This is a genomic window from Corynebacterium sp. 51B, from assembly GCF_008930785.1.
Lineage (GTDB): Bacteria > Actinomycetota > Actinomycetes > Mycobacteriales > Mycobacteriaceae > Corynebacterium > Corynebacterium megadyptis.
Genome location: NZ_PQMK01000002.1, coordinates 265350 through 279537 on the forward strand (window position 1 = coordinate 265350; position 14188 = coordinate 279537).

Annotated in this window: 14 protein-coding genes and 1 riboswitch; of the genes, 12 read left to right on the plus strand and 2 right to left on the minus strand. The window is 64.3% G+C overall.

Annotation, left to right across the window (positions count from 1 at the left end; translation table 11 throughout):
- The first annotated feature begins 77 nt into the window (after positions 1–77).
- The 4 genes from GBB14_RS04140 to GBB14_RS04155 all read left to right on the plus strand — a co-directional run bounded on the left by GBB14_RS04140 (position 78) and on the right by GBB14_RS04155 (position 4422).
- Complete coding sequence (locus GBB14_RS04140) at positions 78–1190, plus strand: D-alanine--D-alanine ligase family protein (RefSeq protein ID WP_151530290.1); 1113 nt, start codon at positions 78–80, stop codon at positions 1188–1190.
- Positions 1191–1237: 47 nt separating this feature from the next.
- Positions 1238–1379, plus strand: a riboswitch (cobalamin riboswitch).
- A gap of 156 nt (positions 1380–1535) precedes the next feature.
- Positions 1536–2540: an iron ABC transporter permease gene (locus GBB14_RS04145; RefSeq protein WP_151530312.1), complete on the plus strand. Its 1005-nt coding sequence runs from the start codon at positions 1536–1538 to the stop codon at positions 2538–2540.
- A gap of 7 nt (positions 2541–2547) precedes the next feature.
- On the plus strand, positions 2548–3336 hold the full coding sequence (locus GBB14_RS04150; RefSeq protein WP_151530289.1) for an ABC transporter ATP-binding protein: 789 nt from the start codon (positions 2548–2550) through the stop codon (positions 3334–3336).
- Positions 3337–3351: 15 nt separating this feature from the next.
- Positions 3352–4422 (plus strand): ABC transporter substrate-binding protein, encoded by a 1071-nt coding sequence (locus GBB14_RS04155; RefSeq protein ID WP_151530288.1) that lies wholly within the window; start codon positions 3352–3354, stop codon positions 4420–4422.
- Between the two features lie 13 nt (positions 4423–4435).
- On the opposite strand, the gene GBB14_RS04160 is transcribed toward GBB14_RS04155, so the two are convergent.
- Complete coding sequence (locus tag GBB14_RS04160) at positions 4436–5431, minus strand: DUF3515 domain-containing protein (protein WP_151530287.1); 996 nt, start codon at positions 5429–5431, stop codon at positions 4436–4438.
- A 135-nt stretch (positions 5432–5566) separates the two neighbouring features.
- On the opposite strand from GBB14_RS04160, the gene GBB14_RS04165 reads away from it, so the two are divergent.
- From GBB14_RS04165 to GBB14_RS04200, 8 genes are all read left to right on the plus strand, one after another.
- Positions 5567–6577 (plus strand): thiamine-phosphate kinase, encoded by a 1011-nt coding sequence (locus GBB14_RS04165; RefSeq protein WP_151530286.1) that lies wholly within the window; start codon positions 5567–5569, stop codon positions 6575–6577.
- 51 nt (positions 6578–6628) lie between these two features.
- Positions 6629–7333, plus strand: a complete 705-nt coding sequence (locus GBB14_RS04170; RefSeq protein WP_151530285.1) for a uracil-DNA glycosylase — start codon at positions 6629–6631, stop codon at positions 7331–7333.
- A gap of 14 nt (positions 7334–7347) precedes the next feature.
- Positions 7348–8934, plus strand: a complete 1587-nt coding sequence (locus tag GBB14_RS04175; RefSeq protein ID WP_151530284.1) for a DAK2 domain-containing protein — start codon at positions 7348–7350, stop codon at positions 8932–8934.
- Between the two features lie 3 nt (positions 8935–8937).
- Entirely contained in the window at positions 8938–11109 is a 2172-nt protein-coding gene (locus tag GBB14_RS04180) for an ATP-dependent DNA helicase RecG (protein WP_151530283.1), read from the plus strand.
- A gap of 19 nt (positions 11110–11128) precedes the next feature.
- Positions 11129–11377 (plus strand): biotin/lipoyl-containing protein, encoded by a 249-nt coding sequence (locus GBB14_RS04185; RefSeq protein WP_151530282.1) that lies wholly within the window; start codon positions 11129–11131, stop codon positions 11375–11377.
- A gap of 7 nt (positions 11378–11384) precedes the next feature.
- Positions 11385–12032 carry an RsmD family RNA methyltransferase gene (locus GBB14_RS04190; protein ID WP_151530281.1) on the plus strand — a complete coding sequence of 216 codons (648 nt, stop codon included), beginning with the start codon at positions 11385–11387 and terminating at the stop codon, positions 12030–12032.
- Between the two features lie 15 nt (positions 12033–12047).
- On the plus strand, positions 12048–12536 hold the full coding sequence (coaD, locus tag GBB14_RS04195; RefSeq protein WP_151530280.1) for a pantetheine-phosphate adenylyltransferase: 489 nt from the start codon (positions 12048–12050) through the stop codon (positions 12534–12536).
- A 104-nt stretch (positions 12537–12640) separates the two neighbouring features.
- Positions 12641–13384 carry a sulfite exporter TauE/SafE family protein gene (locus GBB14_RS04200; protein WP_151530279.1) on the plus strand — a complete coding sequence of 248 codons (744 nt, stop codon included), beginning with the start codon at positions 12641–12643 and terminating at the stop codon, positions 13382–13384.
- Positions 13385–13423: 39 nt separating this feature from the next.
- On the opposite strand, the gene GBB14_RS04205 is transcribed toward GBB14_RS04200, so the two are convergent.
- Positions 13424–14185, minus strand: a complete 762-nt coding sequence (locus tag GBB14_RS04205) for an amino acid ABC transporter ATP-binding protein (protein ID WP_151530278.1) — start codon at positions 14183–14185, stop codon at positions 13424–13426.
- Between the last annotated feature and the right edge of the window lie 3 nt (positions 14186–14188).

Genomic DNA, 14188 nt, shown 5'->3' on the forward strand with positions numbered 1-14188 from the left:
GACAGCCCCGCAACACAGCCCGTACCCACAGCCCCGCAACACAGCCCGTCACTACAGCCGAGATATGAAAGACCGAGATGACTGCTCCTACCTCTTTTGCCAGCGATGCCACTGACACCCGTACCTCTGTTGCCGTCGTCTATGGCGGCCGCAGCTCCGAGCACTCGATTTCCTGTATCTCGGCCTCGGCGGTGATGAGCCACCTCGATGCCGAAACCTATCGCGTCGTGCCGGTGGGCATCACCCTCGAAGGCACCTGGGTGGTGGGGCAATCCGATCCCAAAAAGCTCCGCGCCGCCGGTCGCGAGTTACCCGTGGTGGAACACACCGAGGAGGTTCAGCTCTCGGTGGATCCCAACCGGCGCGGCGAGTTCCGCTATAGCAGCGGCGAGCGCGCCGGGCAGCTCTATGATCGCGTGGATGTGATCGTGCCGGTACTGCACGGCAAGTTCGGTGAAGATGGCACCATCCAGGGTCTCTTTGAGCTCTCTGGGGTGCCCTATGTGGGCGCTGGGGTGCTGGCCTCGGCGGCCGGGATGGATAAGGAATACACGAAAAAACTCATGAGCGCCTCGGGACTGCCCGTGGGGCGCGAGGTGGTGCTGCGGCAGCGCGGCGAGCTCAGCGAAGCAGAAAAGGAGCTGCTGGGGCTGCCGGTGTTCGTCAAGCCGGCTCGCGGCGGTTCCTCGATCGGTATCTCCAAGGTGGAGTCCTGGGAGGAGTTCCCCGCGGCCTATCAGGCGGCGGTGGACTATGACGAAAAGGTGATCGTGGAGGCCGAGATCCGCGGCGCCGAGGTGGAGTGCGGCGTGCTGCAGTACCCCTCGGGCGAGGTGGTGGCTTCGGTGCCGGCGCAGCTCATCGGCACCGAGGACGGCGATGAGGGCTTCTACGACTTCGACACCAAATACCTCGACAATGTGGTCTCTGCCGCGATCCCAGCACCGCTCGGGGAGGAGACTACGGAGCTGATCCAGTCGCTGGCTGTGGAAACCTTCCACGCCCTGAACTGCACGGGCTTGGCGCGCGTCGATTTCTTCGTCACCGACTCCGGCCCGGTGCTCAACGAGATCAACACCATGCCCGGTTTTACGCCGATCTCGATGTATCCCAAGGTTTTCGAAGCCTCTGGCGTGCCCTACGCTGAGCTGCTGGATATTGTGATTCAGCAGGCGATTTCTCGCCGCTAGCTGCGGCGCTTATCGACGCTTATTAGCAGCCACTCATCCGCGGTGTAAGATACAAGTCGCTGCTGGGTCGAGCCCGCAGGGGAATCTGGTGCAACTCCAGAACTGACGCGCAACGGTAAGCCGCGCTTCGCTCTTACGGCGAGGATATGTGGACAAGTCCGAATGCCTGCCCTCGGCCAACGTTAAAGGCAGCTGAAAGAAAGTGTGTGAACCACTTGATGGCTAGGTTTTCGGCCTCGCGTGGGGAAGCGAGTTTCTCGTGTTCCTCAGGTCGCCTAGCAGTGAAGGATTGTTGCTGGCGTGTCGATTTTTCGACGCAGCTACACGGCCCTCGTGGCCGTGCTGATGCTGCTCATTGCGGTCTCAGCCGTCGCTTCGGTGGCGGTGGGATCGGTCACCATCCCGCTCGGTGATGTAGCTGCTGTGATGCAGTCGAAGCTGGGCCTGTCTTCGGCCACGGTGCCGGAGCAGTCGGTGGAGACCATTGTGTGGCAGCTGCGGACGCCGCGAGGCCTGCTTGCTCTCATCGTCGGCGCTGGGCTCGCGCTGGCCGGTGTGGCCATGCAGACTCTGGTGCGTAACCCTCTGGCTGATCCCTATCTGTTGGGCGTGTCCTCCGGCGCTAGCGTCGGCGCGACAGCCGTTATTACTCTAGGCATTTTCTCCTCATTAGGGGTGTGGGCACTTTCTGGCGGGGCGCTGATTGGTGCGCTCGTGGCCACAATGGCGGTATATGGGATCACCTATGCGCAGGGCGGTATCACCCCCTTGCGGCTGATTCTCACCGGTGTCGTGCTCGCGAGCGCCTTTTCAGCCCTCGCCAGTTTTCTCGTGTTCATCGGTCCCGATCCGCGCGCCGCGCAATCGGTGATGTTTTGGATGCTGGGCTCTGTCGCAGGGGCGCAGTGGATCAAACTAGGCATCCCGGTGGTGGCGACGCTTCTGGCCGCTGTCATTCTCTTCGTCCTCGGTCCTCGTCTCGATGCCTTGGCATCGGGGGAGGATGTGGCCGCAAGCGTAGGAGTGGACGTCGATAAGCTCCGAGCATCTCTGTTCCTTCTCCAAGCGGTGCTCGTGGGCGTGCTCGTCGCGGTATCCGGCGGGATCGGTTTTGTCGGTCTCGTGGTGCCGCACTTGGCACGCATGCTGGTGGGTCCAACGCATCGCAGGTTGGTGCCCATCGCCATGCTCGGTGGCGGGCTGTTTTTGCTCTGGGTGGATATGGCTTCGCGCGTTGTCGCAGGCGCGCAGGAAATTCCCCTCGGAGTAGTCACCGGCATTATTGGCGCGCCTTTGTTCCTGTTCATCATGGGCAGGTCGAGCTCGTATAGCTTCGCTAAGGAGGCCTAGAACTCTGATGCGTAGTCTCCATCTCGAGCAGCTGGATTGTCTTATCGACGCCACCCCTATTCTCAGCAACGTCACCCTCAGCGTGGAGCCTGGCGCCATGGTCGCCATTGTTGGCCCTAATGGTGCTGGCAAAACGACATTGCTGCGCAGCATCGCGGGTTTTCTCCCTTCCCGCGGCCAGGTGCGCATCGATGACACGCCGCTGGCGTCGCTGAGCGCGAAACACAGGGGTCAGATGCTGGCCTATGTCGGCCAGGAAGAAACCGTGCCGGAGGGACTGACCGTGCGCCAAACGGTGGCGCTGGGGCGTCTGCCGCACCAATCGGTGTGGCGGCCGCCGTCGGCTGCAGACCGCGAGGCCACCGAGAAGGCGATGCAGCGGGTGGGCGTGACCGATCTGGCCGAACGCACCTGCAACCAGCTTTCGGGAGGGCAGCGCAAGCGCGTGTTTATCGCTCGCGCCCTCGCCCAAGACACCGGTTTGATCCTGCTCGATGAACCCACCAATCACCTCGACGTGGAGCACCAGCTCAGCGTCTTGGAGCTCATGCGCGCCTCGCACGCAACAATCGTCTCCACGATCCACAACCTAGACCTAGCGCTCACGCATTTCGATATCTGCCTGGTGTTGCACAACGGCGAGGTTCTTGCCTGCGGTAGCCCCACTGAGGTGCTCGACGCGGCGCGGGTGCGCACAGTCTTTGGCGTGGATTCGGTGATTGTGCGGCAGGGGCTGCGCCACCCTCACCTCGTTATCGATGGGGTACACACCCGTCCTGATTCCTCCAACCCATAGGATGCGTACAAACACATGTCACAGCCTTATCGCCTCGCGCTTGTCGCCGCCCTGAGTAGCGCCACAGTCCTTCTGAGCGCCTGCTCCGGCGGCGGCAGCGCCGAGAACCCCGCAGCACCTAACGATGCCACCGACCACTCCGGCGAGATGGTCACCGTCACCAACTGCGGCGAGGAGGTGAGCTTTCCGAAAAAGGCCGCCGGCCTGGCCAATGACGGCAACCTCATTGCGCTCAACCTGGCCCTCGATGCCCAAGATGAGCTGGTGGCGGTCTCTAGCCTGAACCGGGACCGCGACGTGCTCGTCGAAAAGTATGGCGAGAAGGTCAATAACTTAAAGGAGATCAGCGAGGAGTATCCCTCCTTGGAACAGATCGTGGCCGCCTCCCCGCAGGTGTTCTACGGCGGCTGGGGCTATGGGCTGGGGGAGGATAAAAACATCACCCCCGACTCCCTAGCCACGCACGATATCTCCACCTATATTCTCACCGAGGCCTGCCGCCAAGAGGGCTCGACGGCCCGCGGCGTGGAAAACCCGTGGGATGCGGTGCGCAGCGATCTGCACAACGTCGGCGCGATCACCGGCCATGAGGATAAAGCCGAAGACGTGATCGCCGATATGGATGCGCGTATCGAGGCGCTGAATAACGCCCCGCAGGCGGAGAACAAGCCGGTGGTCTTCCTCTACGACTCCGGCACCGATGCGGTGTTTACCTCCGGCGCGAAGGGTGCCCCCGCAGAAATGGTGGCCGCTGCCGGTGCAGACTACGCAACAGACGATCTCGATGACACCTGGGTGGAGGTGGGCTGGGAAACCCTCGCCGACGCCCAGCCCGATGTGTTTGTCTTCGTCGACTATCCCGGCCAGAGCTTCGAGCAAAAGGTGGAGCAGCTGAAGAAGAACCCCGCCACCAAGGATCTCGAGGCGGTGCAGCAGGAGCGCTTCATTAACCTGCCCTATGCGCTGTGGACCTCCGGCCCGCTCAATATCGACGGCGCCGAGCTCGTGCGCAAGGGGCTAGAGGAGTACGGGCTGGTACCGGAATCCGATATCCAGCCCAGCCTCAACGTCCGTATCGATTCCTAAAACAGGTGCCGGCCTAGCGGGCGACCGTGGCGGTGGTGTCGGTGATGACGTCGCCGATATCCACAAACACGGTCTGGCCCACAGCTTGGGGCATGGCCACCGCAATAGCTACATCACGGCCCAGGGCGTACCACACGCCTTGGGTCGTTCCATTGGCCAACTGGGTGTCATTGAACCACGGAATGTCATTGATCTGCTGCAGCTGCTCACCGGGCTCATAGCCCGCCGGCTCTGCCAGGCCGCAGCGGGTGACAATCGGCTCCAGGCCATCGTCGTCCGGCATCCACGCCACGGTGTTCTGCGGATCCTGCGGATAGCCGGCGGCGATCAGCTCCGAGCCCTTAACCAGACGGTAGGTGCCCGAGGAGGTCTCCAGCACGCTCGGCAGCGCCTGCTCATAGGCCGCGCAGCGCGGATTATCGGCATCGGGGGAGTCCAGCTGCGCCAAGGGGGCGGCAGCAGGGGACAAGCGCTCGCCCTGAATCGGCGCTAAGGCATCGTCAAGATCCGCCACCGGGTTGGGGGCATCTCCCAGGGACTGAGCATCGGCGGTCACTGCCACCGTGGGGGTAGCACCCACGAGATACCAGGTTTGCATGGTCGAGCCGGTGGTGGCGTCTTTGACCCGCAACCACTCGCGGCCATCAATATCCTCGGTGCGGGCCAAGGTGGTGTACTGGGCAGGGGGTTGCACACCGCAGCGCAAGGTGATGCGCTGATTATCGGTGCCCGACCACGCGAAGGCCCCGGCCGGTACCGGTTCCACTAGGCGCGCCTTTTTCAGGCCGTTGAGCGACTCCGGGAGAGCGTCGATAAGCGCCGAGCACTCCGCGGAATCGGCCTGCTCAGAGGGCAATTCAGACAGCGCTACGGGATCGCGGCCATCGCCGAAAAGCCATTTAGTGCCGACGAGCACCGCAATGGTGAGAAGAATCGAAAGCACCAGCGCGATAATGATGGGACGCCGAGGAATATCAGAGGCGGGAGTCTCAGTACGGGAGCTGCTCATAGCCACAAACTCTACCCGCAGCCCGTCGCGGCTGAGCATCGGATAGCATCAAATGCGGCGCCCGCACGCCCGCCGGGCATGTGCAGGTGGCGCCACGGATGAACACCCACACAACGAGGACGGTGGCATAACACGATGCCCGTGACCTTTCCCACCCGCTACGGCGGGCCAACACTCGCCGACCTAGGAGAAAAAGGCGCGATCGCGGCGATCCTGCGCGCCGCGCCCTCGGCCCGCAATGGCGATGACGCCGCAGTGCTCGGCCACCCCGTGCCCAATACCCGCACCGTGGTCACCACCGACATGCTGGTGGGCAACCGGCATTTTCGGCTCGACTGGTCCAGTGCCCACGACATTGGTCGCAAAGCGATCGTGGCGAACTTCGCCGATATCGAAGCCATGGGGGCGCGTCCCGTCGCCGCGCTGCTGGCACTCGGCGCCCCCGCCGCCACCCCGGTGAGCTTCGTAGAAGAACTCGCCCACGGCATCGCCGAGGAAGCCGCCAAGCACAACGCCGAACTCGTGGGCGGCGATCTCGTGGAATCCGAGGAGCTCATTATCTCCATCACCGCCACCGGGCAGCTCGGCGGCAATCTGCCCGCCACCACGCTGTCCAAGGCGCGCGTCGGGCAAAAAGTTGTAGCCTCGGGAGCCCTCGGGGAATCCGCCGCCGGGCTCGCCCTGCTCTCCGAGCTCGGCCCTGCCGGTATCCCGGAGGAGTTCCGCCACCTCGTGCGCTCGCACTGCACCCCAGAACTGCAACCCAAACGCGGGGTGATCGCCCGCGCCACTGGGGCCACCGCGATGACCGATACCTCCGATAGCCTCTACACCGACTGCCACGCCATCGCCTATCACTCGGGCGTCGGCATCAACCTCTTCGGTACCGCCATCGCGCCGAGCGCCGCCATGCGCCGCGCCGCCGAACTCCTCGACCGCGACCCTTGGGAATGGGTACTCGGCGGGGGAGAAGACCACGCCATCATCGCCACCACCGCCGGCGAAGCCCCGAGCGGATTCCGCGTCATCGGCGAAGTCGTACGCGGCCGCGCCCCCTATCCCGTCACCGTCGATGGCGAGACCGCCCGCTTTGCCGATGGCTGGAGTACCTTTTCCAGCAGACCCGCGGACCGGCACAGCCCCTAAGCCAGCCCCGACCATCCCCACCGCATCCACCACGACGTTAAAGGCACCGCCATGACCACCACCGACTTGCCCGTGCACGACAGTTGGGCGCCCGTGCTCGCCCCCGTCGCCGACACCATCCACCAGCTGGGAGAGTTTCTCCGCGCCGAAAACGCCGCCGGGCGCGGCTATCTGCCCGCCGGCAGCGACGTGCTGCGCGCCTTCAGCTATCCCTTCGACGAGATCAAGGTGCTCATCGTCGGCCAAGACCCCTATCCCACTCCCGGCCATGCCATGGGGCTGTCCTTTTCCGTCCAACCCGATGTGCGCCCCCTGCCGCGCAGCCTGAACAATATCTACACCGAACTCCACTCCGATCTCGGCATCACCCCACCCGAACACGGCGACTTGAGCGCCTGGTGCGAACAAGGTGTTGCACTCTTTAACCGCGTACTCACCGTCAGCCCAGGGCGCGCCGGCTCCCACCGCGGCCACGGTTGGGAAGAGGTCACCGAATGCGCCATCACCGCCCTCGCCGAACGCGACACCCCGCTGGTGGCTATCTTGTGGGGACGCGACGCCCAAAACACCCAACGCTTCCTCGGCGAGACCCCGTGTATCTGCTCGCCGCACCCCTCGCCGCTGTCCGCCTCCCGCGGCTTCTTCGGCTCCCGCCCCTTCTCCCGCACCAATGACATCCTCAGCAAGCTCGGCGCCACGCCCATAGACTGGCGACTCGATCCACACCCCACCCACGCATCCCAGCCGAAACACTAGACTGTAGTGTCACTATGACTTCAGCAGCCCCCACCACGCTCGGCCCCAAAGAACTCCACTCGTGGGCACGCGCCGCCGCCACGCAGCTCGCGGCGCGCCGGGCGGAAATCAATGCGCTGAACGTGTTCCCCGTGCCGGACTCGGACACCGGCTCCAATATGGCGCACACGATGGAAGCCGCACTGGCGCATCTCGAGACGCTTATCGACGCCTCCCCGCAGCCACTCGACGTCAACGACGTCGCCACAGCCCTCGCCCAGGGTTCCGTGCGCGGGGCGCGGGGAAACTCCGGAATGGTACTCAGCCAAGTGCTGCGGGCGGTGGCATTGGCCGCAGCCGGGGGCGGCATTGACGGCACCATGGTGCGCACCTCCCTCAACACGGCCCTGGCCATGGTTAATGAGGCCATCAACGAGCCGGTAGAAGGAACAGTACTAACCGTGCTGCGGGCAGCTGCCGTGGCCGCCGACGCCACCGGCTCGAATGATCTGGCCGAGGTCGTGCTCGCTGCCACCGCCGCCGCCCAGCGCGCCCTCGATGCCACGCCCTCGCAGCTCGATGTCCTCCGCGAGGCGGGAGTCGTCGACGCTGGGGGAGCTGGGCTCGTGGTGCTTCTCGAGACGCTCGCCCAACAAATCGATTCCACGGTGCCGGTGCAGGATCTCTCCGTCATCACCCCGCACCGCGGCACTGCTACGCAGATGCGTAGTAGCACCTACCTCGAGGTGATGTTCTACTACGAAGGCGAGGACATCGACGAGCTCTACGCCGCCCTGCAGCCACTCGGCGATAGCCTGGTGCTCGCCCGCGCCGGGGACTATCAGGGCCGGATACACATTCACTCCGAGCAGCCCGGCACCATCATCGAGACCGCCTATAGCTATGCCGGCGAGGTCTCCCAGCTGCATCTCGAGGCCCTGCCCGAGCCGGAGCCGGAATCTGCTCGTGTGGATCAGCAGCGGCGCATCATCATCGCCCTGTGCCCGCACGGCGAACTCGCCGAGCTCTATGAGGCGTCCGGGGCCACCGTGGTGGCGCCAGCGAGCGCGGGGGAGGACACGGTGAAAAAGATCGGCGAGGCCATCTCTACAGTCGGCGCGAAGGAAGTCTCGGTGCTGCCCAATGGGATGCTCTCCAAGCGGGAATTGGTCTCTACCGAACTAGCCGCCCATGCCAGCGGGGTGTTTATCCAATTGGTGCCCACCAGCCAGCTGGTGTCTGGGTTGGCGGCTATCGCCGTGCACGATCCCCGCCAACCGCTCGTGGTGGACTGCTATGCGATGTCCGAGGCCGCCTCCGCGATGCGTACCAGCTATATCAGTGCAGAGCCGAACCAGTACGTGGCGCATACTGGCTCGGGGGCGGCGTCGACAAGCGAAGAACTCGCCTGCGCCAGCACCCTGGATGCGGCGGTGGCTGCAGCCTGCGAACGGCTGCTGCGGCCAGAGTCCGAACTCGTGACCGTGCTGCTCAGTGATGCCAGTGGGGTAGAGCAGCTGAGTGCGCTGCTGCAGGAGGAGGTGCTGGAGCAGCGCGATATTGAGCTCAGCGTCTATCCGGCGCGGGGGATGAACTACGCAGCGGAGATCGGGGTGGAATAGACCGTGCTGGGCTGGAAGGACGAGCGGCGCCTATCTACGCTGCTGCCGGCGAAAGAAGCCCGCGTCATTCGGGAGAAACTGGGGCTGTATACCGTCACCGATCTGCTGGAGCATTATCCGCGGGCCTGGTCGCGCTATGGCTCGGATGTGCTGGCGGAATCGGTGGAAGAAGGCGATGTGGTGACCTGCGTCGGCACCGTGGTGCAGGCCAATTCCCGCTATCTGGCGTCCGAGCAGGGGAAGAAGCCGAAGCGGCTGACCCGCATCACCGTCTCCGATGGGCGCACACTCATCGGTATCAGCTTCTTTAACTCCCACTGGCTCGACCGCACCCTCGAGGTGGGCACCCGCGCGATATTCACCGGCAAAGTGAAGTATTACCGTGGCCGGCCGCAGCTGAGCCATCCCAGCTTCCACACGCTGCCGGACCCGGACTCCGGTGAGGTGCCGGTGAGCAACATGAATGACCTGAAATCCTATGGCGATGGCGAGGCCATCCAGCAGCTCTTCGCCACCATGGACTACCTGCCGGTCTATCCCATGCGCAAAGGCGTGACCTCGTGGCGCTTCATGGCCGCCGTCGATCGCGTGCTGGGCGCGCTCGAGCACATCCCCGATCCCCTCGGCGAGCCTGCCCCACACGGGCTGCCCAGCCTCGATGCGGCCCTGCGCGGTATTCACCAACCCGATAGCCGGGGGCCGCTGCCGTTTATCCAGCGGCTGAAATATAACGAGGCGCTCACCCTGGCGCTAGTGATGGCACTACGCACCGTGGACAATGCGGAGAAAGTAGCGCCGAGTTGTCCTGCTGTGGACAGCGCCGGCGCTACCGATGCCGCTGGGTCGCGCGCCGCCCAGCTTGTGGCTCGCCTCCCCTTTAGTCTCACCTCCGGCCAGCGGGCGGTCCATCGCGAGATCAACGAGGATCTCGGCCGCACCCAGCCGATGAGTAGGCTGCTGCTCGGCGAGGTGGGCTCCGGTAAAACCGTGCTGGCCCTGCTCGGCATGCTGCAGGTAGTCGATGCCGGCCGTCAGGCCGTCTTGCTCGCCCCCACGGAGGTACTCGCGGTGCAGCACACCCGCTCTTTGCAGGCGCTGCTGGATACGGCCGGCATGGGCGGGGTAGGCGGAGTCCACATCACCTGCCTCACCGGTTCGGCGCCGACGGCCACCAAGCGCCAAGCGCTGCTCGATATCGTCTCCGGCGAGGCCGATATTGTGGTCGGCACCCACGCGCTTTTGCAAGAAGGCGTGGAGTTCTTCGATCTCGGGCTCGTGGTGGTCGATGAGCAGCATCGCTTCGGTGTGGAGCAGCGCGATAAGCTGCGGCTGGCCCGCGGAGATGGCCTGCAGGCACACATGCTGGTGATGACGGCCACGCCCATCCCACGCACCATCGCCATGACGAGCTTCGGCGATCTCGCGATCTCCATGCTGCGGGAACTCCCGGGCGGTCGCCGCCCGATCACCTCCTCGGTGGTGCCCGAGTCCAAACCCGCTTGGGTGAACCGGGCCTGGGAGCGCATCCGCGAGGAGGTGCAGCAGGGCAGACAATGCTTCGTGGTGTGTCCGCGTATCGACGGCGAGGGCGGGGTCTATGAGATGCACGAGCAGCTCTCCAGCCAGATCTTCCCCGAACTGGAGGTGGGCATGCTGCACGGCAAGATGGAGTCGGCCACCAAGGATCATGTGATGCGCGACTTCGCCGCCGGCGGTATCGATGTGCTGGTCTCCACCACGGTTATCGAGGTGGGCATCGACGTGCCCAATGCCACGGTGATGTATGTGCGCGAAGCCGATAAATTCGGTGTCTCCCAGCTGCACCAGCTGCGCGGGCGCGTCGGCCGTGGCGCGCACGCTGCGCTGTGTCTGTTCCATACCGCGCAGCCGGCCGAGAGTCCCTCCGCTGAACGTCTGCGTCGCGTCGCGGAGACCACCGATGGTTTTGCGCTCGCAGAGCTGGATCTCCGCACCCGCCAAGAAGGCGATGTGCTCGGCACCGACCAGTCCGGCGGACACCGGAGAGTCAAGCTTTTGAGCTTGATCGACGATGGGGACATTATTGAGCAGGCCTATGCCGATGCCATGGACTATGTGCGCACCGATCCCGACTGGGCCCGCGAGCTCGTGAGTGAGGTCGAGGAGGATACGCAAGAATTCATCGAGAAGTCCTAGCGTTGTTAAGCTGTGGGGCATGAAGATTTTCGCCCCCTTTGCTGGCATCGTGCGTTTCACGGTGGAGCCGGGCCAGCAGGTCCGCACCGGCGATGAGCTCGCCATCATCGAGGCCGTGAAGCTCGAAACGGCGGTGCACGCCCCAGGCCCTGGGGTAGTGGGCGCACTCGCTGTCGAGGATTTCGGTGATTGTCTCGGTGGCGATGAATTGCTCGAGCTTCTCGACGCCACCTCCACCGCATCTGACCCCGCCACCAAGGAGGCTTAACGACATCATGGGTTCCCCTCGTATCATCTCCGGCTGGGCTCGCGGCCGAAAGCTCGCGGTGCCCGCCAAGGGCACGCGCCCCACCAGCGACCGCGCCAAGGAAGGGCTGTTCTCCTCCCTCCAGGTGCGCTTCGGATTTGAGAACAAGATGGTGCTGGATCTCTTCGCCGGCTCTGGGGCTCTCGGCCTCGAGGCCGTCTCCCGCGGCGCCCGCGGCGCCGTCTTCGTGGAGAATCACCCGCCGGCGGCCGCTGTGATTCGGCGCAACGCGGACTTGATCCCGCACGCCGATATCCACATCGAGGAGCGTGCCGCCTCCAGCTATCTGGCCTCGGCCCCGCGCGACTACTTCGACATGGTGCTCGCCGACCCGCCCTATGATCTCGCCGATGAGGCCGTCGCCGAGATGGTGCGCGCCCTCATTCCGACGCTGCGCGATGGCGCCGCCGTGGTGGTGGAGCGCCATATCGACTCTCCCGAGACCGCGTGGCCGGCCTGCTTTACCCCGACCGGGCAGAAACTGAAAAAGCGCACCTATGGCATCGCCCGGATGGACATGGCTGTCTTTGACGCCAGTGCCGTCGATGCCAGCGCCGACGCCAGCGCCGACGCCAGCGCCGATGCGGCAGATCCTGCTGTAACCAGCACCACTTAGAAAGACCACGCCTCCATGCCCACCCCCACCCGCAGTGTGTGCCCCGGCTCCTTCGACCCAGTGACCCTGGGGCACCTCGATATCATCACCCGCAGCGCCGCCACCTTCGATGAGGTGGTCGTTCTCATCACCCACAACCCGCATAAGCAGGGCATGTTTAGCGTCGAGGAGCGCGCCCAGTTGGTGCAGGAAGCTACTACGCATCTGCCCAATGTTCGAGTGGACACCTGGACGGGACTGCTGGTGGATTACACCCAGAAAGAAGGCATCGACGTCATCGTCAAGGGGCTGCGCAGCTCCCTCGACTATGAATACGAGCTGCCCATGGCGCAGATGAATAAACGGCTCAGCGGGATCGATACCTTCTTCCTGCTCACCGAGCAGCACTATGGTCACATCTCCTCCACGCTGTGCAAGGAGGTGGCCCGCTATGGCGGCGATGTGTCTAGCATGCTGCCCGGGCCGGTGGCGGCAGCCATGGCGGAGAAACTCGCCCAAGAGTAGGTGCTTGTGGCTGTGGCTGCTAGGGCGGCGGGGCGACGTCGATAAGGGCCTGCAGCACGCACCTCATGGCAACGCGCACGGCTCTGCTCCGCTACGTTAAATGAATGCTCAGTGCGTTCATAGTTTTCTTCATTGTGGTGCTCGGCTCCTTGCTGCAGCGCGTGTCCGGCATGGGGCTGGGGCTGATTGCCGCGCCGGTGCTGAGCGTGCTGCTCGGGCCGATCGAAGGCATCATGGTGCTCAATGTGCTGGCCGTGGTCAATGCGGCGATCACCACCGGCACGGTGCGCCAGTGGGTGGATTGGCGCATGTTCAGCATCATCAGCTCGGTGTTGGTGCTCGGCTCTATTCCCGCGGCGCTGCTGATTCGGGCCGTCTCCGCGGCGTGGCTGATGATTCTGGTCGGGGCGCTGCTGCTGGTGGCGTTGTGCGTAGTAACCTATGGCAAACGCTGGGTGCCGCAGTGTTCCGGGGCGCTGCCCGCCGCGATCTCCGGGGTGGTGGGCGGTTTTATGAATACCATCGCGGGTGTCGCGGGGCCGGCCATCACCGTCTATGCCGCAGCCAGCCGCTGGGAGCAGCGCAGCTATGCCGCCACCTTGCAGCCGATCTTTATCGTCTCCGGCCTAGTCTCGCTCATTATGAAGCTCCTGCTCGGAGCCGGCAGCTTGTCGAGTACCCCGGTACAGATCTGGCCGGTGGGAGTGGTGGCGATGCTGCTCGGTATTTATCTCGGGGTGCGCTGTGCCGCGCTGATTCCGCGCGATAAAGCCCACCGGCTGGCACTCATTCTGGCCACGGCCGGTGGGCTGTCTGCGCTGATTCGCGGAGTACTCAGCCTCTCCTAGCGGCTGCGCGCCGCGCACGAACTCTGATGCGTAGTAGCACTAGAGGATGGAGGAGAGGAACTCCTTGGTGCGTTCCTGGGTGGGATGATCAATCACCTGCTCGGGCGTGCCGGATTCCACCACCACACCATCGGCCATGAACACCACTTGATCGGCGACTTCGCGGGCGAAGTTGATCTCGTGGGTGACCACGACCATGGTCATGCCTTGTTCGGCGAGGCGGCGCATCACGCCGAGGACCTCGCCGACTAGTTCGGGGTCGAGGGCGGAGGTGGGCTCGTCGAAGAGCATGAGCTTCGGGTCCATGGCCACGGCGCGGGCAATGGCTACGCGCTGCTGCTGGCCGCCGGAAAGCTGCAGGGGATAGGCCTCGGCTTTGTGCCCGAGACCGACTTCCTCGAGCAGCTGCTGGGCGCGCTTCTTGGCTGCGGCGGCCGAGACCCTCTTGACCACCATGGGTGCCTCCATGATGTTTTCTAAGGCGGTGCGGTGGGGGAAGAGGTTGAAGTTCTGGAAGACCATGCCGATATCGGCGCGCTGCTGGGCGGCTTCCTTCTCCGAGATTTCATAGAGCGTGTTGCCGCGCTGCTTGTAGCCGATGAGCTCGCCATCGACGTAGAGCCGCCCCGCGGTGATGCGCTCCAAGTGGTTCAGGCAGCGCAGCATGGTGGATTTACCGGAACCAGAGGGGCCGATCAGGCAGGTGACGCTGCCTTTCTCCACCTGCATGTCGATGCCTTTGAGAACCTTCAGCTGCCCGAAGTTCTTCACAACCTTCTGGGCGTCAACCATGAGTGTCATGAG

Bases quoted from the DNA above. Each gene is read 5' to 3' on its own strand.
- GBB14_RS04155 (WP_151530288.1), top strand. From the start codon at position 3,352: ATGTCACAGCCTTATCGCCTCGCGCTTGTCGCCGCCCTGAGTAGCGCC.
- GBB14_RS04145 (WP_151530312.1), top strand. From the start codon at position 1,536: ATGCTGCTCATTGCGGTCTCAGCCGTCGCTTCGGTGGCGGTGGGATCG.
- GBB14_RS04185 (WP_151530282.1), top strand. From the start codon at position 11,129: ATGAAGATTTTCGCCCCCTTTGCTGGCATCGTGCGTTTCACGGTGGAG.
- GBB14_RS04165 (WP_151530286.1), top strand. From the start codon at position 5,567: ATGCCCGTGACCTTTCCCACCCGCTACGGCGGGCCAACACTCGCCGAC.
- coaD (WP_151530280.1), top strand. From the start codon at position 12,048: ATGCCCACCCCCACCCGCAGTGTGTGCCCCGGCTCCTTCGACCCAGTG.
- GBB14_RS04205 (WP_151530278.1), bottom strand. From the start codon at position 14,185: ATGACACTCATGGTTGACGCCCAGAAGGTTGTGAAGAACTTCGGGCAG.
- GBB14_RS04150 (WP_151530289.1), top strand. From the start codon at position 2,548: ATGCGTAGTCTCCATCTCGAGCAGCTGGATTGTCTTATCGACGCCACC.
- GBB14_RS04175 (WP_151530284.1), top strand. From the start codon at position 7,348: ATGACTTCAGCAGCCCCCACCACGCTCGGCCCCAAAGAACTCCACTCG.
- GBB14_RS04140 (WP_151530290.1), top strand. From the start codon at position 78: ATGACTGCTCCTACCTCTTTTGCCAGCGATGCCACTGACACCCGTACC.
- GBB14_RS04160 (WP_151530287.1), bottom strand. From the start codon at position 5,431: ATGAGCAGCTCCCGTACTGAGACTCCCGCCTCTGATATTCCTCGGCGT.
- GBB14_RS04200 (WP_151530279.1), top strand. From the start codon at position 12,641: ATGCTCAGTGCGTTCATAGTTTTCTTCATTGTGGTGCTCGGCTCCTTG.
- GBB14_RS04190 (WP_151530281.1), top strand. From the start codon at position 11,385: ATGGGTTCCCCTCGTATCATCTCCGGCTGGGCTCGCGGCCGAAAGCTC.
- GBB14_RS04170 (WP_151530285.1), top strand. From the start codon at position 6,629: ATGACCACCACCGACTTGCCCGTGCACGACAGTTGGGCGCCCGTGCTC.